This window comes from Pseudolactococcus chungangensis CAU 28 = DSM 22330 (assembly GCF_002441885.1).
Taxonomy (GTDB): domain Bacteria; phylum Bacillota; class Bacilli; order Lactobacillales; family Streptococcaceae; genus Pseudolactococcus; species Pseudolactococcus chungangensis.
The window spans coordinates 1-19,754 of the sequence record NZ_JXJT01000022.1 but is presented as its reverse complement, the minus strand read 5'-3'; the positions used below and the strand labels follow the sequence as shown (position 1 = coordinate 19,754).

Here is a 19,754-nt window from a genome sequence, read left to right as displayed (position 1 = left end):
CTTTTTTATTAATCACGATAAAAGTCAGGTAATACAAGCTGATGATGATTTTCGAATTGTAGTGCGAGTTGGAGCATCAAAATTTCGGAGTTTTTTCTGCCCCAAAGTTGAATGCCTTGTGGTAGATTGGTTTCAGTTTCCAGGTAAACTGGAAGTGAGAGTGCAGGTTGTCCGGTTAGGTTGCTGATGAAAGTATAGGGTGAAAAAGTTAGGAAGGTTTCAAAAGCTTGCTCGATGATGTCAATCTGTTCTGAAAAGTCATATCGGCTAATATCTGCCATTTTTTCTAATAGCTCAGGGGTGATGAAAGTTTCCCCAATTTTAGGTGCTGTTTTTGCTGTTGTAGGTGTCAATAAAAAATCATAGTGTTTAAAAACCTTGTCATTGAAAGTCGCGCAAGCAGCATCCCATGCGTTCAAGGCTTGAACATAAGAGGCGGCATCTGCTTTTCTGCCAGTCTCTAGGAGGGCATAGGTTAAGGGTTCGACGTCATCAAGCCTGATTTTTCTGCCTTGTGCTGTCTCCCAGGGTTTGAGCATGGTGTAGGTTTCAGCTGCGTTCATCTGGTAGTAGGTTTGAATCAGGGGGCGAGCATCTAGCGGGAAGGCGATTTCAGTGAGCTGATGACCTTGTGCTTTCAGGAAGTCGACGGTTTTTTGGAGGGCCGTCTTCGCAGTCTCGGAGATGTCAATGCCGGCGATTGGCGTGGCTGTCGAAAATGCGATATTTAGTGGCTTGTCGCTTGCTGTCAAATGATGCAGGGTGTTTTGGTCTAGCAAGGGTGCTTGATAAGGATCAGTTTCTTGTTGTCGCTGCATTTCTGCTAAAAAGCTGGCTGTATCACGAACGGAGATTGTCAAAGCGCCTGAGGTGGCTGCGCCTTGCCAACTTCGGTAGTTTTGGGGTCCTTGCGGCATGAGGCCTCGTGTCATTTTTAAGCCAATGAGACCGGAAAATGAGGCGGGGATTCGGATAGAACCGCCACCGTCTGATGCTCCTGCCATGGGGAAAATGCCTGATGCTACAGCAGTGGCTGCGCCACCAGAAGAACCGCCAGAGTAGTAGGCGCTGTTCCAAACGTTGCGTGTGTTGCCATAAAGTGCGGCGTCTGAGATATTTTTAAAGCCAAATTCAGGTGCATTTGTCTGACCAAATGGGGTTAAGCCAGCTGCTAGAACGGCTTTGACGTAATTGTCGTCTGAGTGGGCTATGTTGTCTTTGAAAAGTTTAGAGCAAGCAGTTGCAGGGAGATTTGCGTGGTCTTGCCCCAACATTTTTAGTGGGAAAGGGAGACCTGCAAAGTAACCATTTTGGGTTTTGGAGAGATCGTTTTTGGCCTGATTTATATCATAAGCGACTAATGCATTGTATTGTGGGTTGAGCTTTTCGATTTTTTTCTCGGCTACTAATAATAATTCAATTGGGGTGGTTTCGCCTTTACGGATTTGTTCTGACCAATAAGTCGCATCTTTAATTTTCGTCATCTTTCATTTCTTTCTCTTTGGGTGTAAAATCACCACCTAAGTATTTTTCTGAAAGTTTGCTCATGGTACCGTCTTTTTTGAGTTTAATTAAGATGGTATCAACTTTTTTCTGTAAGGCTTTATCTTTTGTATCTTTACCAAAAATAAAGTAATTAAAACCAGTATGTTTATCTGTTTCTCCTAAATCAATAGGGGTTACTTTGAGTTGATAACCATTTTGCTGAACGATTTGAGTCAATGAAATTTGGTCATAAATGACAAAATCACTTTTACCAGATGCTACATCAGCAACATAGGATGTCAAAGGATAGCTAGTATCCATATAGTTTAGGGTCATGGATTGGTCAGGATGTGCTTTGTTCCATGTTTCGAGCATAGTTGCGACTTGAACACCGGGTAATACTTCGGTTGTTTTACCTGCTAGGTCATACAAGGTTTTGACTTTTAAGTCAGGTTTAACTGCAACGGATGTTGCTGATTTTGAAAGTGGTAGTGAGTAATTATATTTTTCTGCGCGTTCAGGAGTCCAGGATAAAGCGTTGGCAGCCATTTGAAAACGGCCATTATCAACGCCAGATAAAACAGAGTTGAAATCAATCACTTGAAATTTTATTTTGTACTCAGGAAGTTGTTTAAAAACTGTGCGTGCTAATTCAACGTCAAAGCCTGTTAATTTATCGTCAACCATATAAGTGTTGGGCTTGGAATTAGCATTTGTTGCGATGATAATTTCCTTTTGTTCAGATTTAAGGCTTTCTTTTTTGCCGCAGGCGGTCAAAACCCCAAAAGAAGTAAGAGAAAATAAGGTTAGTCCTAAAAATATTTTTTTATTCATGTATTTGAGATGGAAAATCTGGAAGATGTTTACGTGAGTCGAGTCTTGCATTTACTCAAACCGAATTATACGGAGCTGTTACTCCTGCGATATGATGAGACATTGAGCCATGAGGAGATTGGGTTCCTCTTGGATATGAAGTTAAACACGGTCAATACGACACTATACCGTGCCAGAAAAGCGTTTAAGAAAATCTATTTGGAGGTAAAAGAAAATGACGACATTTGATTCGGACAAGTTTGAAGAAGTGGTGAAAAAAAGTAAGAAGAAAAATCGGAAGAAAAGTATTTTGACGATGGTGCTTTCTGTAGTTTTATCAATTATTATGGTTTTTGCTATATTACTTGGTATTTGCTTTATTAATGACCGACGTTTCTTTGAAAATGCTAAGTATCTTGAAGTTAGGACTCGGTTCATGACACCCAACGTGCAGACACGTAGTTTACCTCAATCAGATATTGAGTTATTTAACGGTAAAAATATAGCAGAAGTAGAAAAAAATGTTGATGGTTATCCAGTAGAGTGGGGAAATATATCAGGGACCTTTAATATTTTCAGTAAGTTAGGAAAGGTAGACATTTATAGTATGGGTGGGAAAACCTATCCTGAAGGTCGAAGAATGAACTTTTTCAATCCGAATATCATTTACAAATATATCACGGCTGATATTCAGGATAAAGCCATTAAAGAAAAAAATTATACAAAGAAAAAAGGAAAGAACGGGTCATCATGGACGAGATTTCCAGAAGATTTGTATGAAAAAATCACCTATCCCAATGATTTAGAAAATATTGTCAAAACAGAAAATCGTGTGGTTGAAGTCGGTATTCTTTTGACAAACCCTATACTTATGAAGAAGTCCAAAAGATGATGCCCGAAAATCTAGTACAGGCTTGGTATTGGGTGAGCGAAGGTGCGCAAGCGAGTAAGAAAACAGAACATATCCATTTGAATGATGCAGATGAGGATGTTTTTGCACGAACAGTGACCTTTGGTTATTCAGAAAATGGCGATATTAAATTTGGAGACCTACGTTTAGGTAACTATTGGGAAGGTGACAATGGTCTTAAGACTACTTTTGAAATGCTGAAAACAGATTACTCGCTCAAAATGGATAAGGAAGAGCGGAAAGTTTTAGACGGTATTTTGAAAAATAATCACTTGAAAAATAAAAAAGACATGTTGCTCAATGGCATTGTCTTAACAGGCAGAAGTGAAAACTTTAAACAGTTAGAAGGTAAATCTTGGATACGAGCTGCCTCAGCCGGTGCAAGTGCAGAGACTATCCCTTATATCAAACCAACCAAATAATAGCAATAGTCCCTTTAATTGATAGAAAATGTCCCACTTTATAAAATGAAACAGGAAAACTATTTTGAAAATCATCCTTTTCAAAATAGTTTTTTTATCTCTTGACCCTAACGTAAGGTTATAGTTTATAATAGAGCTATAGTCAGGAGGAACACATGAACATCAAAGAAGCAGCTAAACTCGCCGGTATCAGTGTGCGCAACTTGCACCATTATGATAAAATTGGTCTACTAGTGCCAACTCGAAATGCGTGGAATGACTATCGCGATTACTCAGACGAAGATTTGGATAAACTCTAGCAAATTTGTTTTTTCAAGGCTTGTGGCTTTCCTTTGACCGAAATCCAGCACCTACTTTACAGCTCGAATTTTGATAAAAATCAGGCATTTGAGTTGCAACGAAGCTATTTATTGTACGAAAAAGAACGCCTCACAATGCTTTTAGACACACTAGAGCGCTCGGTGCAAGACATGAAAGGAAGTTCAACCATGACACAAGCAGAAAAATTTAAAGGTTTTGATTTTACAAAAGAAAATCCCTACGAAAATGAAGCGAAAGAACGCTTTGGAACAAAGGCTATCGCGCAAACCAAGGAAAAAATCGACAGTCTATCTAATGACGGCAAGCAAAAAATATCTGATCAAATGAATCAGTTGTTTCACGACTTAGCAAAGCTAAAGGACGAAAAACCTACCGCCACCATTACGCAAGCAGCCATTGCCAACATGTACCATACATTTAACGATACATTGGGTTACCACTACACCTTAGAAGCCTTTGCAGGTCTTGGACAAATGTATGTACAAGACGAGCGTTTTACAGAAAACTTGAGACAGTATGGTGAGGGATTCCCAGAATTTTTAGCGGTAGCCATGACATATTACGCCCAAAAGGTTTAACGCTAGTCTTTGCAAATTCTCCCTAGATACGCTATACTTTGAATTAAGAAAGTGCATTCAAATAGAGAGAGAAAGATAAAATGGCAATCAATCTTTTCCAGACATTTCAGATGAGCTGACTTTTGCAGCTGAAAATGGAGCACATATCATTAGCAAAGAAAAAGAGCTATTTGTAGTAGATATGCCACGCCATGCTTTTGAAAAATCCTTGGCTATTTTAGCAGCTGATAATCAAGGAGAAGGTATTATTTGTGGGAAAAAAACAGCCTATATTTTAGAAACAGCACCCGAGGCAGTTTACGCCTACACTCATCAATATTACCATCGGTTGGCAAGAGTGCCTTAGCGCAGCTCGGGGAGTTGTGGGAGATTAAACCTGAGGAGATGGCAGCTTTCGGTGATGGTGGCAATGATTTTGAAATGTTGCAATTTGTCGGACAAGGCTTTGCGAGCGATGCCATACCAAGTATCAAAGCCATAGCAGACCATATCATCGGGAGTAATGAAGCAGAAAGTGTCCTTACGCAAATCAAGAAAATACTTGTTGCAGAGAAATAACCAAAATACTGATGACAAATTGTTTTATGATAAAATAGAGATAAGCTAAAAAAGAGGTGAAAATATGGCCCAACTAGAGATTAACAATGATGTCTTAACCGTCAAAATGACGAAAATCTGGACGCTAAAGCATGAACTATCAGTACCACTAGCGCATATCACATCTGTCAGTATTGATCCGAATTTTCAACTGACATGGAAACGCTCACTTGGCAAATGGTATGGCACAAATGCGCCACACTTGTATTTCGGAGGCTATTTCCATTTAGATGGGGATAAGGTATTTTATGATTTAAGGCAAGGTGCAACAGCTTTAATCATCGAAATGAAAGATGAACCTTATCAGAAACTCATCATTGGCGTTAATGATGCAGAGAAAGAGAAAAATGCCATCGAAAAAAGTTTGCCTTAACGGGTAGGGACGAAAATAGAAGAACCGCATCAAAGTCGTTTTTAAAACGACTTTGATGCGGTTCTTCTATTTTAGAGTTAGCTAGAGTCTCATGGTGTTTGACTTTGTCTAGTTTTCTTGAATAGATGATGATGTCGGTGAATCTGAAACGTAGGGCTGGAAAACCAATGATACCAACCGTCAGCCTGCCCCAGATGTTAGAAATCACGGGTGTTTGGGTCGTTTACTGTTGGCTAGTCTGAGGCATTTGGTTGACGAGAAAAAATCGGCTATTTTATGTGATTGCCTTGGCAGTTTGATAGAGTATTTCCATGCAAATGTTGACCCGTTGGATGAATGGCACAGAACTGAGCGTTTTAAATTTTGTTAAATACAATTTTTCGGAAGTGGTGGTCGCGATTGTTTATGTGGCCATCGGTGTTTTGAGACTTGACAAAGGCAGGCTAGATCATATTTTAGGTCCCTATCGTTGACAGACAAGAAAATAGACTAGTACAATCAGCTGACCGACTATTATTTCTCTGATGTTTGGTCGTCTCATAAGTATATTATTTGATCGCGATATTAAGCAAAAAGAGGTTGACAATGCGGACCCATCAAAGCAAAACGAGCGTGAGACGAAAGAGAATATCGGTTTGTGTTGATGTCGTAAATATCCTAATCAAACCATTTAACAATAAGATACCTAGACAAAAGATAGCCAGTAAACTACTGACGTGTAAGTGATGGTGGTTATCTTAATAGATGAAAATTGACTGATCAATCCATTTAAAATCACTGCTGCGATGATACAGAGACTACTAGAAAGTATAATGCATAGCTACCATCTAAAAGATCAAGTCGTTTGTTTGTGGTAGGACTTCTTTAGCATAGGGTGAATGTTGAAATAACTAAAAGAGCATAGGAGCAACAACGTGATAACAGTAGCAATAGAAATTGTTAATCTAAATAGTCTTGAAAGGACAACGATATCTGCCAAAAGCGTTAATAAGCTGCAAGAAAAAATTTTCTGAGAAAAATGGTCATGTCAAAACTTTTCGTTTAGTCATCCTGTTGCTGATAAACCTGCTCGCAAACCCAAGCGGTGCGTAAAGCAGATTCAATGGTAGATGGACAAGTCCCTTGGCCATTTAATTCATCTACAATTGTTTGTATTAAATTTTGATGTACATGTTCAATCGTGCCTACTGGAATGGCTGTTTCTTGTTCTGCTGTTTTAAGCTGAATAGGGTCGTTGGTAAAACAGCCAAAGTTGATTTCACCTTTTGAGCCTACGATTTGGATATTATCCGCGGCAGTATGTGTTGTGAAACACCAATTTCCTGTACCGATAATACGATTGCCAAAAGCAAAGGATAGCGCAACATTATCTTCTGGCTCATAATAGCCTGCTTGGTTCACGCTAAAGGCTGCAACTTTTTCAATTGCGCCAAAGAAAAAGTCCAGAATATCAAGTGTATGCACGGCCATATCCATGAAAATACCACCACCGGAAATCTCAGGCTGGACGTGCCAATGTGTCCCATTGATTTCAGCTTTAGCAGCAGGTCGATAATAGGCAACATTAACAAAGCGCACATCACCGATAGCACCTGATTCTAATAGCGATTTGACTTCAGTAAAGCGTGGTAAAGTCCGGCGATAGTAGGCGACAAAGGCTTTAACATTTGCTTTTTTAAAGGCATCTGAAATGTCTAATGCTTCGTCATAAGTCAACGCAATCGGCTTTTCGATATAGCAGACCTTGCCAGCTGCTGCACAACGGAGGGCATATTCCTTGTGAGAGCCAGGAGGTGTCGCAATATAGACAGCGTCCACCTTAGGGTCTGCTAGCAAATCATCAACAGAGGCAAACACCTTCTTGACATGATGGCGTTTGGCATAATCTTCTGCCTTAGCAAGTGTTCGATTAGTGACACCATATAAGACAGAATTTTTCGCTTTATAAAAGCCAGGTCCGCTTTTCTTCTCGGTCACATCACCCGTACCAATCATGGCCCAATGAATTATTTTCATATTAATCTTCCTTTCGGTGATTTCTCTTTGTAAGTGTTTTCATTTTTATTATATCATGACAACTAAAAAAGAAAGGACAAAAGTCATTTCTTTTTTAAAGTTTTGTAAGTTTCATAGCGTTTTCGCAAACTTTCCAAGGCGCTCTTTTCAGTCTGGTGTTTCGCATTTGGAAAGGCCTTGAGAATCCGTGCCCGTATCCTCTTTTGATGTGCCATGAGAGTCTCAATCTCTGTTGACAGCGTTTCAGTCAGCTCATCTTTATGAGTATCAAATTTCTCAGATGCGTCGACAGCGAAATTGCCGAGATTCTCGGCTAAGGTATCACTGCCACGGCGGATCATGCGTGAGAGTTCATGCACCTGCTGTAAATCGCGGTTGAGGTGAGCGATGGCAACCACTGTGATGATGACATCAGTGAGCAAAATGAGGTAAAAAATGCTGATGAAAATGGTGACCGGCAGGGTTGGCAAGTGTTCCAAAATCTTCGCGATAATCGGCTGGATGATTTTAATCAGAAAGACCCCCGCAAGGCCCCACATCAAAGAAAATTTTAGACAAATAAAGCCACCAATATTAAAAGGTTCTTGAGAGTAATCCCACCACCTCATGTGGCACAATTTTTCTAAGACAAAGCCACCGACAAGCTCTAGCATACTTGCGATGATGACTGATGCCAAGAAAAGTAGGGGGAGATTGTCCGCAATCGGGTTTAAAAATAGAATAAAGAGTACTGCACCAAAACCATAAATGGGACAAACTGCACCGTTTAGAAAGCCTCGATTGACAAATTTTCCAGTATTGACTGAGGCATAAATGACTTCGAGGCACCAGCCAAGAAAGGCATAGGCAGGGAAGTAGGTTAAAAAAGTTAGCACGATATGTTCAGATAACATGACTACTCCTTTGCATTTTTATTTAGCTGAATCATTAGCTAATTTATAGGCATTATCTTTATCTTAGCATATTGTCTAGAAAATTGTGTGCTCAAAAAAGTTTATGGGGGTTCATATGACTGCGTATAAGGATAAAGTAAAAATTGGCAATCATCATCAACTACCAGTTTTCTGAGCATATTGGTGCATTAATTTTGGAATTTCAGCAGAGATTTGTGTTGGTAACACGACATAGCGTTCCCGCGCCAAGTCGTCAGCAATCGCTGAATGGGCATAGACGGCAGCTAAGACCGCTTGTTCAAGAGAGGCATGGAATTGACCAGTAAATCCGGCAATCATGCCCGCGAGTGTATCCCCCATGCCCCCCGTTGCCTGATAGGGGCCGCCAATGGTGAGTTGGAAAATTTGATCAGCAGTGTAAATTTCTGTCTGGAATTTTTTCAAGACAAGAATGGGGGTCGGAGTGAAGGTAGCAAGTGCTGCCAAATTTTTAGCCGGCGTCTGTTCAGCAATCTCAGTCTGACTCAAACGCTGCCATTCCATCTGGTGAGGTGTTAAAATAAGACGCGCATTTGGCAAGTCAAGCTGGTGTTCAGCCAGTAAAGTCAGGGCTGAACCATCCAGAATTAAAATTTGTTCAGGTTTGACCTTGCTTAATGTCGCAGTCAAAATCGACAATTGCTCTCCCAGACCGGAGCCGATGAGGATGACATCAGCTTTCGTTATGAAAGGTGCCAAATCTTGTGTATAGTCTGTCACCATTGCCTCGGGCAGGTGGCTGTGGAGGGCTGAAAAATTACTGGGGTGGGTCGCAACTGTGACGAGGCCAGCACCACTATTGACGGCAGCGAGGGCGTTCATGATGATGGCACCACCATACTGCTCAGTGCCACCAATAATCAGAATACGGCCATAATCGCCCTTATGCGTGGTATTAGCGCGTTTGGTAATCGTTTGCTTGAGAATTTCCTGTGTCAGTTTGTGCATCGTCATATTACTCACCATTCTCACGGAACCAGGCTTTATCGCTATCTTCGTTTTCGGTTAAAATCTTATGCATGGTCCGTTGTGCTTGGGGCACAAACATTTGAGGTACTGGCGAGACAGGTAGCCATTTGACTTCAAGGGTTTCATCACTATCTGCCTGAATGTGACCACCTACTAATTGTACCTCAAAGCCAATCGCGATATTTTCCTGCGCATCACCCCAAGCATTTTTATCTGTGATGTGCGTAGAAAGCCCTAAAACTCGAACGACTTCAACATCAAGACCCGTTTCTTCCTTAAATTCACGTACGACAGCTTGCATCGGTGATTCCCCGTAATCCAAAAAACCGCCAGGAAAACCCCAACCAGTATTGGGAGAATCTGCCCGACGTTCCAGCAAGATTTTTGTCCGGTCAGCGCTCCAAAGCACACCAAAAGCTGTCACGAAAATCATCCCTTGATGCCCTACCAGCGCTCGCATATCTGCAATGTAGTTTTTTTCTGTCATGTCTAATGTCCTTTAAGGTTTTGATAACATAAATCTTATCATAATTTTGGGCGATTTTGTTATAATAAAAGGATGAACTCAGAATCTTTACTCAACCCCAACGAAAGAATTGACCAGCTGGCGACGAATGACGTGAAAATCATCCAGTCTCGAGATGTTTTTTCCTATTCAGTTGATGCTGTACTCCTCAGTCGTTTCCCTAATCTCCCCAAACGGGGGCAAATTGTCGATTTGTGTTCGGGGAATGGCGCAGTTGGCCTTTTTGCAAGCAAGAGTACAAATGCAAGCATCGTTGAAATTGAAATCCAAGAACGCCTGGCAGACATGGCCATGAGAAGTGTGCAATTGAACGGGCTAGAGCAGCAAGTGCGCGTGATCCAGGATGATTTAGCTAAGACACTAGACCATCTCAATCCTTCCAGTACAGACTTGATTTTCTGCAATCCGCCATATTTTAAGCTAGATGAACACTCACGAATAAATGAAAGCGAGCATTATCTGTTAGCGCGGCATGAACTCGCTACCAATCTTGATGACATCTGTCGCATCAGTCAACAATTGCTCAAAACTAACGGTCATCTGGCCATGGTCCATCGACCAGATCGCTTTTTCGAAATTATCCAAACCATGACACAATACAATCTAGTCCCGAAACGAATCCAGTTTGTCTATCCAAAAGCAGACCGAGATGCTAACATTTTATTAATTGATGCTATTAAAGACGGAAAAGCTGGTGGCGAAAAATTCCTACCACCCTTGATTTTGCACAAGCCAGACGGCAGCTATACAGACGAGGTACATCACATCTACTATGGCTAACTATTATTTTTATGTGCTCCTGTGTGCCGACCAGTCGCTTTATGCGGGTTATACCAATGACTTAGAAAAACGAATCAAGACCCACAATGCCGGACAAGGCGCCAAATACACCAAAGCCAGACGGCCAGTCAAGCTCATTTATTCTGAAACTTTTCCAGATAAATCACGAGCCTTGAAACGGGAGTACTGGTTCAAGAAAACCTTGAGAACACGTCCTAAAAAAAATGCCTTTCTCCGTGAAAAAGGCATTGTGATAACAGATGGACAAGTGACTTCTCTATAAAATGTTATAATCAAAAACCAGCCCAAGTCATTTGTCACTTGGGCTGGTTTAAAATATTAGTAGATTAAGTCAAAGATTTCCATCGCAACAAGGTCGATGCTATCGAAATCAGAAGTTTCCTTGATTTTAGGATATTTCACGATGAAGACTTGGTTTTCACCATCAAAGCTGACAGTGATTTGAACTTCTTCGTCTTTTTCAAAGTTAAACGTGTCTTTTGGATCACCTGATGCGACAAGTTTTTCCAATCGGTTGAGAATAGCAGAGAGATGAGATTTCATTTTATACAGATTCCTTTATGATGTAAGATATTAAAACGATTCATTGAATCGTTTTAACTTTTATTATTTTAACTTTATTTTACCATATTTATTGAGAATTTTGGCGTGTTTAATCGCTTTTTTAGCAAAATAGGCGACTTTTTTAGGTGTTCTAACAACGGTTTTAACCGTTTTGGCTGGAGCTTGGCGAACGATTCGCGCTGTTCTTCGAGGAATAGATTCCCCTTTTTGAGCCAGATACTGATCATTTGAGATGATTTTATCCAGATAGAACTCGTAGACGCGTAAGGCAAAGTTTTCTGCTGAAATTTCATAGAGTTTTTGATCATAGTGGGTTTGATCAAAGTCAGGTGTTTCTGTAATCGCGTCTAAAATAGTCGCTGCAATAGCATCATCACCGGAAAAAAGACGACCAAAGATAGGTTCGGTGATCAGACTTTTGAGGTAGGCATTATCTGTCGCTAAGACTGGCGTACCAGATGCCAGCGACTCAATATAGGTTAAACCTTGTGTCTCACTAGTCGAGGCCGAGATGAAGAAGTCCGCTGCTTTATAGTAATAAGCTGTCTGACTATTATCAACAAGACCAGTGAAAATGACGATGTCATCAAGTGCTAAGCCCTTGACTAGCCTTTTAAGTTTATCTTCATAAGGACCACTTCCGACAATCACAAGTTTGACCTTGATTTGCTCTCGTACCGTTACTAAGCTCTTGATGATTGACTGGATGTTTTTTTCCTCAGCAATGCGGGATAATGAAAGTAACATCGTTTCATCAGGTAGAATGCCAAGGCTTGTCCGCAATTCAGCACAATCAGCCGCTGAAATTTCAGGGCGTAAAAACTTATCGAGTTCAATCCCAGTTGGAATCACACGCTTTTCAAGGTTGACGCCATATCGATTAACAGTATCTAAGACGATTGCGCTAGGCACAATAATGCCATCCACCCCGAATAGATAACTCTTGATGATGTATTTGACCATACCTGGCCGAAGAATTTTTCCTTTAGCAATATAGTGAACATAGTCTTCATACTTGGTGTGCAGGGTATGAATGACAGGAATTTTGAGCTGTCGTGCGACAAGTTTTCCTAATATGCCAACACCAAATTCGGTTTGTGTATGAATAATATCAAGATGATAAGTTTGGGCAACCTGATAGGCTGCCACGACACCTTTTAGCACAATCCGACGCTCAGCTAGTGAAATCAAAGGAATACTACTCAACCGAATGACATTGTTCTGGTCATTATCAGGGTCAGCATGCGGGTCTGTTGTCGTAAAAATAAAAACCTGATGCCCCAGCTTGGTGAGCTGATCGGATAAGGTTTCGATGGATGTGGCAACACCCGAAACCTGAGGTAAATAAGAGTCAGTAAAAAGACCAATTCTCATAAGAACTCCTTCAGAGATTGAAAACGACGCATGACTCACAGCCTGACCGGCATGGCTGGGAAGGGTTTGTCGTTAGCAGATGCCTCAAAGGCACATTAATTGTTTAAAACATATTGGTAGGCAGCGACGAGTTGCGTTGAGATGCTCTCAATTGAACGGCTCTCAGCAACACGATGTCCTGTCTCACGCTTGTCTATCTTGCCGTCTAACACATGCCTAAGGGCAGAGACAAATTCCTCATTCGTTGATACAAGAGTTGCTGCGCGATTATCAAGCCAGCCACCATAGACAGGAATATCGCGCGCGACAACATTCTGATCTGATGCGAGAGCCTCTAAGACGACGATTCCCTCAGTTTCCTCATGCGACGGGAAGAAAAAGACATCACTAGCAGTCATTGCTCCCTCATAAATATCGCCCTTGATATAGCCAGGGAACTCAACATTGGCAGGATGATTTTTCTTGACCAGACGTCTTACCCAACCGGGAACGGTCCAAAGGTTAGTCTCGCCAAACCAAATAAAGCGTACATCAGGCATCATTTCAGCTACCTTGACGAAATCATCAATGCCCTTGCGTTTGAAATAAAGCGCCGCACACATGACGATTTTTTGCTCAGGCAATACTTGAAAATGATTTTTAAAAGCCTGCTCTTTTTTGGGAGACTGGCAATATTTGCTCAGATCAATGCCGTTTGAGATGGCGATAACAGGGACATCCACACCATAAGAAGTGATGAGTTGTTTTGAATATTCTGTTGGTGTAATCACCAAGTCAGCATGTCGATATAAAAAAGTCAGGTATTTTTTGACAAACGGTGCCAATAAATTTGAACCGATAAATGAATTTCTGAAATCTTCCTTTGTCGAATGACCGTGGTAGACAACTTTTTTGCCCATTCGTTTCGCACGAAAAAGCAGCATGATACTTTTAATGCCGTAAGTATTAATATGTGCGATGTCAAAATCCTCGTGGGGATTTGTCGTATAGTCAATGCCAGCAATGTCTAATGCTCGCTTTTGATGGTAGATGGCGCGGCCAATGCCAGATTTTCGTAAAAACTTTTCGGCTTCTAAATAGAGTAAAATTTTCATAACTTATTTCTATTATATCAGAAAATCAACGGGAAACATCAGTCTTATGGCGTAAAATCAATAAAAAGCAAATATTGATGAAAAAAATATGTTTTTTTTCAAAAAAAGGGTTGACCGATTTTCAATTTTACGATATAATTATTTATGTTGCTGAGGAAATCAGTAACAATTAATCACCTAGGTCCGTTGGTCAAGGGGTTAAGACACCGCCTTTTCACGGCGGTATCACGGGTTCGAATCCCGTACGGACTATCCCAAACTTTCGTCAGCATGGACGGAAGTTTTTTTGTAACTTTTTATGAAAATATGTGTAGATCATTTTCATAAGGGGGAATTAGTATGTTTGGACAAAAAGAAAAATAACTTACTCATTGAAAAATTTGATTGCTTATTGTCGCAAGCAATCAGTGCTAAGGATATAGCACCTAAGATCAAAGAAATTCTGGTGAGACTGATACGCGTTTCCAAAAATCACAGATTTCATCAGAGCTTCGACCTTATGCGTTAAAAATGACTTTACCGCACTCAACGAGTGACTTGTACTTAGCTCTTAACAATCGGCATTTAACTTTAAAGGATATTGTGGCTGGTCAAGCACTATTAACTGGTTTTTGATGAAAATCTGAAGAATCAAAAAAATCACGTTTTTGGCGTGAATTTTGATTGCTTAATTATTTTCTTCTGTTTTAGCAGAATCTGCTGATTCAGTATCTTTAAAGTCCAATTTATCAGAGGATGCAGCGAGCTTAATGGTCGCTGTTTTTTCTTTACCATCGCGATAATAAGTGACTTTCATATCGTCGCCAATACTATATTTGTAAAGCGCGCTTTGAAGTTCTGTGCTTGTTGTCACTTTTGTATCCCCGATTTTTGTAATCACATCATATTTTTTAAGACCTGCAGAATCAGCTGGTAGACCTTTTTGGACTGCAGCAATCACGACCCCTGCTGTGACAGCGTCGGGGAGTTTGAGCTTATCAATATAGCGTGAGTTAATACTTGTGAGGTCAACCATTTGTACCCCAAGGGCTGGGCGTTTGATTTCACCGTCTTTTTCGAGTTTGTTGATAATTTCGACAACGTCGTTAGATGGAATCGCAAAGCCCATACCTTCGACAGAAATATCTTGAGAAGATGAACCAGTTGCAGAGATTTTGCTTGAGTTGATACCGATGACTTGGCCTTCAACATTAATCAAGGCACCGCCTGAATTACCAGGGTTAATCGCTGCATCTGTCTGGATAGCATTAACATTGACTGTTTCATTGTTATCATTTCGCATGATAACCTTGCGTGATAGGCTAGAGATGATGCCTTCAGTGGCAGAGTTGGCATATTCGCTACCCAGAGGAGAACCGATAGCAATCGCAGGTTCCCCGACGGTAAGTTTAGATGAGTCCCCAAATTCAGCGACTTTTGTGACTTCTTTTGATGAAATTTTAATGACTGCTAAGTCGCTATAAGCATCTTTTCCGACCAAGGTGCCTTTGACTTTATCACCATTTGAAAGCATAACTTCGAGTGAAGTTGCGCCTTCAACGACGTGGTTGTTAGTAACGACATAAGCATCATCACCATCTTTTTTATAGATGACGCCAGAGCCTTCACCTGCAGGTTGCTCAGTATTGCTTTCTTTGTTGTCAGATGAGCTGTCACCAAAAAGGTCATCTAATGAATTATTTGAGGATGCTTTTTGATAGTTAATAACAGAAACAACAGCATCTGAGACTTTGGAGACTGCTTTAGTTGTGCCACTTGATACTTTATAGGACACGTTGGACACTTTGCTTGTGCCCGCTTGATTGGTAGCGCTAGGTGTAACACCAGTAAAATGGTCGTAGGCGATATTCCCACCCAGTGAAACAGCTCCGCCGATAATGCCAGCAACTACTAATTTTGCAACAGTTTTCTTATTACTTTTCATATGTCACTTCCTTTACTTGATTTAGTCACCTTTAAGTTTAGTACTTACCACTTAATTATACCTTAAAATCAAGTATTTGTTAAATATTAAGTCGTTGGTATGACGTGGGTTTGGAAAGTTATACACATTTTTGTGGAAAAGCCAATAAATTTGTGAACAAGTGTGTAAAAAACCATGAGTTTTCCACAAAAATGTGGAAACTTTTATAAAAATGTGGATAAATCAAGTTTTCACAGCCTTACATTTCTTTTCTGTTGTGGAAAAAATGATTTTGATTTTTTGGTATAATAAAACCATGAGAATTAAAATCATTAGTGTCGGGAAATTAAAAGAAAAGTATCTTAAAGCCGGAATTGCAGAGTATGTCAAGCGTCTATCACGTTTTGGTCAGGTGGAAATTGTGGAGTTAGCAGATGAAAAAACGCCTGACAAAGCCTCGGAAAAGGAAAATGCGCAAATTTTGTCTAAAGAAGGCGACCGGATTCTGGCAAAACTCACAGACCGTGATTTTGTTTTTTCAATGGCGATTGAAGGGAAACTCATCTCATCAGAAGAGTTATCCACAAGTCTTGAGCAAGCTATGCAACAGGCCTCAACCCTTGTTTTTATCATCGGCGGCAGTCTTGGCTTGGACCCACGTGTTAAAAAACGCGCCAATGCCCTGATTAGCTTTGGGCGCATCACCTTACCTCATCAATTGATGCGGCTCGTCCTAACTGAACAAATCTACCGTGCCTTCATGATTCGAGAGGGGAGTCCTTACCATAAATGACAATCATTGAGACATTTCTAACCCACGAAAATCTGGAAAACGCGTCAGGCATGAAGCGATACATGAAGAATCACTTTGAATTTCTGGGGATTAAAACACCCGAACGCAGAGTATTGTCTAAGGATTTTTTGCGGGAAAAAGCCAAGGAAGGGTGTGTTGACTGGTCCCTTGTGGATAAGTTGTGGGCCCAAGACTATCGCGAATTTCAATATCTGGCTGGAGATTATCTAAAAAAAGTTCAAAAGTGGCTAACTTTAACTGATTTGGATAAACTTTATGCCTTGGCCATTCAAAAATCTTGGTGGGATTCGATTGATTTTCTGGATGAACACGTGGGCAGTATTGTGAGACGTTTTCCACAGGCTAAGGCGACCATGCTAGTCTGGTCACAAGATGCTAACTTTTGGATTCGCAGACTTGCGATTGATCATCAACTAGGCTTTAAACTTGAAACGGATGCTGACTTATTGGCGACAATCATCAAAAATAACTTAGGCTCAGACGAATTCTTCATTAATAAAGCGATTGGTTGGAGTTTGCGTGAGTATTCTAAAGTGGCACCAGACTGGGTGCGTGAGTTTATTGTCGAACATGATGCTGACCTTAGCAATTTATCGATTAGAGAAGGCTTGAAAGTTTTAAACCGTAGCCACGCTTAACCAGAGTCAAGGTGAGTTATCGGTTAAAATAAGTGTAAAGTTTGATAGGATAAACTAGATTGGAGTGACGATTTTTGAAAAAGAAAGATTATCGAATTTTTGAGCGCGTGCGTGTCGCAGTGCTAATTACATTTATTAGTGGATTTTTGGACGCTTATACTTTTGTGACACAGGGAAAACGGTTTGCTGGGTTGCAAACGGGAAATTTAATTTATCTAATGAAGAATTTGGCTGAAGGCAATCTTGCAGAGGTGGCTAATTACCTACTCCCGATTTTTGCTTTTATGCTAGGTGCTATATTTACATATTTTGCGCGGAAATTTGCTGTATCGCATCAGCATTTGCGTTGGCATGCTTTGTCTGCCTTGATTATTTTTATAGGGGTCTTAATCACAGCAGCTATGGCACAGTTTGTTGCCTCGAAATGGACGGTACTATCGCTTTCTTTCATTGCTGCGGTTCAGTTGGAATCTTTCAAACGAATGCGTGGGGCACCTTATACCAATACCATGATGACTGGTAATCTGAAAAATATGTCTGTCTTCATCGTACAGGGTTTGGTTGAGCGAAAACCAGAGATTTTAAAACGTGGCGGCTATACTTTTTTAATCATCACAGGATTTTGCTTAGGCGTTTTTATCTCGACTTTTTTAGCACATCAATTTGATGAAAATGCCCTCTATGCTCTTCTGCCTATTATCTTTGGTTTTAATCTGGTGTTGTATTTTGAGAAAGTCAATGGTTTTGATTGAAAAAAATAAGGTGATGCAACATAATGAAGTAACAACAACTGAAAAAAACAGGCATAACTTATCGAGTTGTGCCTATTTTTGAACGTTCAATCATGTTTCAAACATCAGTTAATGCAAATGTATTGACAAAGTCAGATAGCGTGATAAAATAGTAACAATATCTAAACACAAAGCAAGTATTTGCTTACTTATAAATAGGAAAGAAGGAACTATTTCAATGTCAAATTGGGACACTAAATTTTTGAAAAAAGGCTACACATTCGATGACGTATTGCTCATTCCTGCTGAAAGTCATGTACTACCAAACGAGGTAAACATGAGGACGCAGCTTGCCCCCAACTTGATTTTGAATATTCCCGTTATTTCAGCGGCCATGGATACAGTCACTGATAGTGCGATGGCAATCTCAATGGCACGTCAAGGTGGGATGGGCGTGATTCACAAAAATATGAGCGTTACTGAGCAAGCAGATGAAGTGCGTAAAGTCAAACGCTCAGAATCTGGTGTGATCACAGACCCATTTTTCTTGACACCGACTCATACAATTCAAGAAGCAGAAGATTTGATGTCAATGTATCGCATTTCTGGTGTTCCAATTGTTGAAACGCTTGAAAACCAGAAATTGGTCGGTATTTTGACCAACCGTGATTTACGTTTTGTCGAAGATTATAATCAAGAAATTCAAAATGTCATGACATCGAAAGATTTAGTGACAGCGCAAGTCGGGACAACTTTGAAAGAAGCTGAGTCTCTTCTTCAAAAGCATAAAATTGAAAAATTGCCACTTGTAGATGGTGAGGGTCGCTTGTCAGGCTTGATTACGATTAAAGACATTGAGCGTGTGATTGAGTTTCCAAATGCTGCTAAAGATGCGAAGGGTCGCTTGATCGTGGCTGGCGCTGTTGGTGTCAGTTCTGATACATTTGAACGTGCTGAGGCGTTGTTTGAAGCTGGTGCTGATGCGATTGTGATTGATACTGCCCATGGTCATTCAGCAGGTGTTTTGCGTAAAATAGCTGAAATTCGTGAACATTTTCCAAATCGTACTTTGATTGCTGGTAATATTGCGACTTCTGAGGGTGCACGTGCTCTCTATGAGGCAGGTGTTGATGTTGTCAAAGTTGGGATTGGCCCCGGGTCAATCTGTACGACACGTGTTGTGGCAGGTGTTGGTGTCCCACAAATCACAGCTATCTATGATGCAGCAGCTGTTGCGCGTGAGTATGGTAAAACAATCATCGCGGATGGTGGGATCAAATATTCAGGCGACATCGTTAAAGCCCTTGCAGCAGGTGGAAGTGCTGTCATGCTCGGCTCAATGCTAGCCGGAACAGACGAATCACCAGGTGAATTTGAAATCTACCAAGGTCGTAAATATAAAACTTATCGTGGAATGGGTAGCTTGTCAGCCATGAAAAAAGGCTCATCAGACCGCTACTTCCAAGGTGGTGTCAATGAGGCAAATAAACTTGTACCAGAGGGTATTGAGGGACGTGTTGCTTATAAAGGCTCTGCCACAGATATCGTTTTCCAAATGATTGGTGGCTTGAAAGCCGGTATGGGGTATACAGGGGCTGCGACAATTGATGCCTTGCATGAAAATGCACAATTTATCGAAATGTCAGGCGCTGGTTTGAAAGAAAGCCACCCACATGATATCCAAATTACGAAGGAAGCACCTAACTATTCAGTACATTAAGCTCGTATGATTTAACAATCTTCTAATTCTTTTGAGTTAGAAGATTTTTTTACCTCAAAAAAATAGCATTCTTAGTATTCAATCGTTGACAACGCTTACATTTTATGATAAAATAAAAATAAGCAGAGTAAGGGTAGTTATTATTAAGGGCACCTCTAATAACTACCAATTAA

The 19,754-nt window shown here is 40.6% G+C and carries 25 protein-coding genes and 1 tRNA gene; 16 read left to right on the top strand and 10 right to left on the bottom strand.

Features of this window, described 5'->3' with window-relative positions; genetic code table 11:
- Positions 1–8: 8 nt before the first annotated feature.
- Complete coding sequence (locus tag RR45_RS08875; protein ID WP_072353623.1) at positions 9–1,484, bottom strand: amidase family protein; 1,476 nt, start codon at positions 1,482–1,484, stop codon at positions 9–11.
- Entirely contained in the window at positions 1,471–2,319 is an 849-nt protein-coding gene (locus RR45_RS08870) for a transporter substrate-binding domain-containing protein (protein ID WP_031367098.1), read from the bottom strand. The genes RR45_RS08875 and RR45_RS08870 overlap by 14 nt, the downstream gene beginning before the upstream one ends.
- Positions 2,320–2,328: 9 nt before the next feature.
- On the opposite strand from RR45_RS08870, the gene RR45_RS08865 reads away from it, so the two are divergent.
- The 9 genes from RR45_RS08865 to RR45_RS11265 all read left to right on the top strand — a co-directional run bounded on the left by RR45_RS08865 (position 2,329) and on the right by RR45_RS11265 (position 5,972).
- Entirely contained in the window at positions 2,329–2,547 is a 219-nt protein-coding gene (locus RR45_RS08865; protein ID WP_031367099.1) for a sigma factor-like helix-turn-helix DNA-binding protein, read from the top strand.
- A complete protein-coding gene (locus tag RR45_RS08860; RefSeq protein WP_031367100.1) occupies positions 2,534–3,190 on the top strand; it encodes a sigma factor regulator N-terminal domain-containing protein in 657 nt (218 codons plus the stop codon). Before RR45_RS08865 ends, RR45_RS08860 begins: the two co-directional genes overlap by 14 nt.
- Entirely contained in the window at positions 3,187–3,630 is a 444-nt protein-coding gene (locus tag RR45_RS08855) for an anti sigma factor C-terminal domain-containing protein (RefSeq protein ID WP_031367101.1), read from the top strand. The genes RR45_RS08860 and RR45_RS08855 overlap by 4 nt, the downstream gene beginning before the upstream one ends.
- A gap of 155 nt (positions 3,631–3,785) precedes the next feature.
- Entirely contained in the window at positions 3,786–3,929 is a 144-nt protein-coding gene (locus tag RR45_RS08850; protein WP_084463471.1) for a MerR family DNA-binding transcriptional regulator, read from the top strand.
- Between the two features lie 189 nt (positions 3,930–4,118).
- Positions 4,119–4,529 carry a TipAS antibiotic-recognition domain-containing protein gene (locus tag RR45_RS08845; RefSeq protein ID WP_167362595.1) on the top strand — a complete coding sequence of 137 codons (411 nt, stop codon included), beginning with the start codon at positions 4,119–4,121 and terminating at the stop codon, positions 4,527–4,529.
- A gap of 181 nt (positions 4,530–4,710) precedes the next feature.
- Positions 4,711–4,875, top strand: coding sequence for a hypothetical protein (locus RR45_RS11275; protein ID WP_179295337.1), 165 nt, complete (start codon positions 4,711–4,713; stop codon positions 4,873–4,875).
- A gap of 38 nt (positions 4,876–4,913) precedes the next feature.
- The gene (locus RR45_RS11270) at positions 4,914–5,087 is read left to right on the top strand and encodes an HAD family hydrolase (RefSeq protein WP_244148299.1); all 174 of its coding nucleotides are present in this window, start codon (positions 4,914–4,916) and stop codon (positions 5,085–5,087) included.
- Between the two features lie 64 nt (positions 5,088–5,151).
- Positions 5,152–5,499 (top strand): hypothetical protein, encoded by a 348-nt coding sequence (locus tag RR45_RS08835; protein ID WP_072353625.1) that lies wholly within the window; start codon positions 5,152–5,154, stop codon positions 5,497–5,499.
- A 311-nt stretch (positions 5,500–5,810) separates the two neighbouring features.
- Entirely contained in the window at positions 5,811–5,972 is a 162-nt protein-coding gene (locus RR45_RS11265) for a hypothetical protein (RefSeq protein ID WP_167362596.1), read from the top strand.
- A 568-nt stretch (positions 5,973–6,540) separates the two neighbouring features.
- Here the strand turns inward: RR45_RS11265 and RR45_RS08830 are convergent.
- From RR45_RS08830 to RR45_RS08815, 4 genes are all read right to left on the bottom strand, one after another.
- The gene (locus RR45_RS08830; protein ID WP_031367104.1) at positions 6,541–7,515 is read right to left on the bottom strand and encodes a Gfo/Idh/MocA family protein; all 975 of its coding nucleotides are present in this window, start codon (positions 7,513–7,515) and stop codon (positions 6,541–6,543) included.
- Between the two features lie 83 nt (positions 7,516–7,598).
- A complete protein-coding gene (locus tag RR45_RS08825; protein ID WP_072353626.1) occupies positions 7,599–8,408 on the bottom strand; it encodes a putative ABC transporter permease in 810 nt (269 codons plus the stop codon).
- 156 nt (positions 8,409–8,564) lie between these two features.
- A complete protein-coding gene (locus tag RR45_RS08820) occupies positions 8,565–9,395 on the bottom strand; it encodes an NAD(P)H-hydrate dehydratase (RefSeq protein ID WP_031367106.1) in 831 nt (276 codons plus the stop codon).
- Positions 9,396–9,402: 7 nt separating this feature from the next.
- Positions 9,403–9,903 carry an NUDIX domain-containing protein gene (locus RR45_RS08815; protein WP_031367107.1) on the bottom strand — a complete coding sequence of 167 codons (501 nt, stop codon included), beginning with the start codon at positions 9,901–9,903 and terminating at the stop codon, positions 9,403–9,405.
- A gap of 72 nt (positions 9,904–9,975) precedes the next feature.
- Between RR45_RS08815 and RR45_RS08810 the strand changes: the two genes are divergently transcribed.
- Complete coding sequence (locus tag RR45_RS08810) at positions 9,976–10,722, top strand: tRNA1(Val) (adenine(37)-N6)-methyltransferase (RefSeq protein ID WP_031367108.1); 747 nt, start codon at positions 9,976–9,978, stop codon at positions 10,720–10,722.
- Positions 10,715–11,005, top strand: a complete 291-nt coding sequence (locus tag RR45_RS08805) for a GIY-YIG nuclease family protein (protein ID WP_031367109.1) — start codon at positions 10,715–10,717, stop codon at positions 11,003–11,005. Before RR45_RS08810 ends, RR45_RS08805 begins: the two co-directional genes overlap by 8 nt.
- Before the next feature lie 56 nt (positions 11,006–11,061).
- Here RR45_RS08805 and RR45_RS08800 read toward each other — a convergent pair whose 3' ends face one another.
- The 3 genes from RR45_RS08800 to RR45_RS08790 all read right to left on the bottom strand — a co-directional run bounded on the left by RR45_RS08800 (position 11,062) and on the right by RR45_RS08790 (position 13,775).
- On the bottom strand, positions 11,062–11,286 hold the full coding sequence (locus RR45_RS08800) for a DUF1797 family protein (protein WP_003140041.1): 225 nt from the start codon (positions 11,284–11,286) through the stop codon (positions 11,062–11,064).
- A gap of 63 nt (positions 11,287–11,349) precedes the next feature.
- Entirely contained in the window at positions 11,350–12,681 is a 1,332-nt protein-coding gene (locus RR45_RS08795) for a glycosyltransferase family 4 protein (protein WP_031367110.1), read from the bottom strand.
- 95 nt (positions 12,682–12,776) lie between these two features.
- The gene (locus RR45_RS08790; protein ID WP_031367111.1) at positions 12,777–13,775 is read right to left on the bottom strand and encodes an LTA glycolipid anchor biosynthesis glycosyltransferase, IagA/BgsA family; all 999 of its coding nucleotides are present in this window, start codon (positions 13,773–13,775) and stop codon (positions 12,777–12,779) included.
- Positions 13,776–13,955: 180 nt separating this feature from the next.
- On the opposite strand from RR45_RS08790, the gene RR45_RS08785 reads away from it, so the two are divergent.
- A tRNA-Glu gene (locus RR45_RS08785) sits at positions 13,956–14,027 on the top strand.
- Positions 14,028–14,442: 415 nt separating this feature from the next.
- Here RR45_RS08785 and RR45_RS08780 read toward each other — a convergent pair.
- A complete protein-coding gene (locus RR45_RS08780; RefSeq protein ID WP_031367112.1) occupies positions 14,443–15,699 on the bottom strand; it encodes a S1C family serine protease in 1,257 nt (418 codons plus the stop codon).
- Positions 15,700–15,994: 295 nt separating this feature from the next.
- On the opposite strand from RR45_RS08780, the gene rlmH reads away from it, so the two are divergent.
- The 4 genes from rlmH to guaB all read left to right on the top strand — a co-directional run bounded on the left by rlmH (position 15,995) and on the right by guaB (position 19,581).
- Positions 15,995–16,471, top strand: a complete 477-nt coding sequence (gene rlmH, locus RR45_RS08775; RefSeq protein WP_031367113.1) for a 23S rRNA (pseudouridine(1915)-N(3))-methyltransferase RlmH — start codon at positions 15,995–15,997, stop codon at positions 16,469–16,471.
- A complete protein-coding gene (locus RR45_RS08770) occupies positions 16,468–17,130 on the top strand; it encodes a DNA alkylation repair protein (RefSeq protein WP_031367114.1) in 663 nt (220 codons plus the stop codon). Before rlmH ends, RR45_RS08770 begins: the two co-directional genes overlap by 4 nt.
- Positions 17,131–17,204: 74 nt before the next feature.
- On the top strand, positions 17,205–17,882 hold the full coding sequence (locus RR45_RS08765; RefSeq protein WP_031367115.1) for a YoaK family protein: 678 nt from the start codon (positions 17,205–17,207) through the stop codon (positions 17,880–17,882).
- Between the two features lie 217 nt (positions 17,883–18,099).
- The gene (guaB, locus tag RR45_RS08760; protein WP_031367116.1) at positions 18,100–19,581 is read left to right on the top strand and encodes an IMP dehydrogenase; all 1,482 of its coding nucleotides are present in this window, start codon (positions 18,100–18,102) and stop codon (positions 19,579–19,581) included.
- Positions 19,582–19,754 lie beyond the last annotated feature (173 nt).

Excerpts from the sequence above, each read along its gene's own strand:
- RR45_RS08800 (WP_003140041.1), bottom strand. The coding sequence starts at position 11,286 with ATGAAATCTCATCTCTCTGCTATTCTCAACCGATTGGAAAAACTTGTC.
- rlmH (WP_031367113.1), top strand. The coding sequence starts at position 15,995 with ATGAGAATTAAAATCATTAGTGTCGGGAAATTAAAAGAAAAGTATCTT.
- RR45_RS08810 (WP_031367108.1), top strand. The coding sequence starts at position 9,976 with ATGAACTCAGAATCTTTACTCAACCCCAACGAAAGAATTGACCAGCTG.
- RR45_RS08865 (WP_031367099.1), top strand. The coding sequence starts at position 2,329 with ATGGAAAATCTGGAAGATGTTTACGTGAGTCGAGTCTTGCATTTACTC.
- RR45_RS08855 (WP_031367101.1), top strand. The coding sequence starts at position 3,187 with ATGATGCCCGAAAATCTAGTACAGGCTTGGTATTGGGTGAGCGAAGGT.
- RR45_RS08850 (WP_084463471.1), top strand. The coding sequence starts at position 3,786 with ATGAACATCAAAGAAGCAGCTAAACTCGCCGGTATCAGTGTGCGCAAC.
- RR45_RS08790 (WP_031367111.1), bottom strand. The coding sequence starts at position 13,775 with ATGAAAATTTTACTCTATTTAGAAGCCGAAAAGTTTTTACGAAAATCT.
- RR45_RS08830 (WP_031367104.1), bottom strand. The coding sequence starts at position 7,515 with ATGAAAATAATTCATTGGGCCATGATTGGTACGGGTGATGTGACCGAG.
- RR45_RS08860 (WP_031367100.1), top strand. The coding sequence starts at position 2,534 with ATGACGACATTTGATTCGGACAAGTTTGAAGAAGTGGTGAAAAAAAGT.
- RR45_RS08770 (WP_031367114.1), top strand. The coding sequence starts at position 16,468 with ATGACAATCATTGAGACATTTCTAACCCACGAAAATCTGGAAAACGCG.
- RR45_RS08825 (WP_072353626.1), bottom strand. The coding sequence starts at position 8,408 with ATGTTATCTGAACATATCGTGCTAACTTTTTTAACCTACTTCCCTGCC.
- guaB (WP_031367116.1), top strand. The coding sequence starts at position 18,100 with ATGTCAAATTGGGACACTAAATTTTTGAAAAAAGGCTACACATTCGAT.
- RR45_RS08780 (WP_031367112.1), bottom strand. The coding sequence starts at position 15,699 with ATGAAAAGTAATAAGAAAACTGTTGCAAAATTAGTAGTTGCTGGCATT.
- RR45_RS08835 (WP_072353625.1), top strand. The coding sequence starts at position 5,152 with ATGGCCCAACTAGAGATTAACAATGATGTCTTAACCGTCAAAATGACG.
- RR45_RS11265 (WP_167362596.1), top strand. The coding sequence starts at position 5,811 with ATGCAAATGTTGACCCGTTGGATGAATGGCACAGAACTGAGCGTTTTA.
- RR45_RS11270 (WP_244148299.1), top strand. The coding sequence starts at position 4,914 with ATGGCAGCTTTCGGTGATGGTGGCAATGATTTTGAAATGTTGCAATTT.
- RR45_RS08805 (WP_031367109.1), top strand. The coding sequence starts at position 10,715 with ATGGCTAACTATTATTTTTATGTGCTCCTGTGTGCCGACCAGTCGCTT.
- RR45_RS08795 (WP_031367110.1), bottom strand. The coding sequence starts at position 12,681 with ATGAGAATTGGTCTTTTTACTGACTCTTATTTACCTCAGGTTTCGGGT.
- RR45_RS08815 (WP_031367107.1), bottom strand. The coding sequence starts at position 9,903 with ATGACAGAAAAAAACTACATTGCAGATATGCGAGCGCTGGTAGGGCAT.
- RR45_RS08845 (WP_167362595.1), top strand. The coding sequence starts at position 4,119 with ATGACACAAGCAGAAAAATTTAAAGGTTTTGATTTTACAAAAGAAAAT.
- RR45_RS08875 (WP_072353623.1), bottom strand. The coding sequence starts at position 1,484 with ATGACGAAAATTAAAGATGCGACTTATTGGTCAGAACAAATCCGTAAA.
- RR45_RS08820 (WP_031367106.1), bottom strand. The coding sequence starts at position 9,395 with ATGCACAAACTGACACAGGAAATTCTCAAGCAAACGATTACCAAACGC.
- RR45_RS08870 (WP_031367098.1), bottom strand. The coding sequence starts at position 2,319 with ATGAATAAAAAAATATTTTTAGGACTAACCTTATTTTCTCTTACTTCT.
- RR45_RS11275 (WP_179295337.1), top strand. The coding sequence starts at position 4,711 with ATGCCACGCCATGCTTTTGAAAAATCCTTGGCTATTTTAGCAGCTGAT.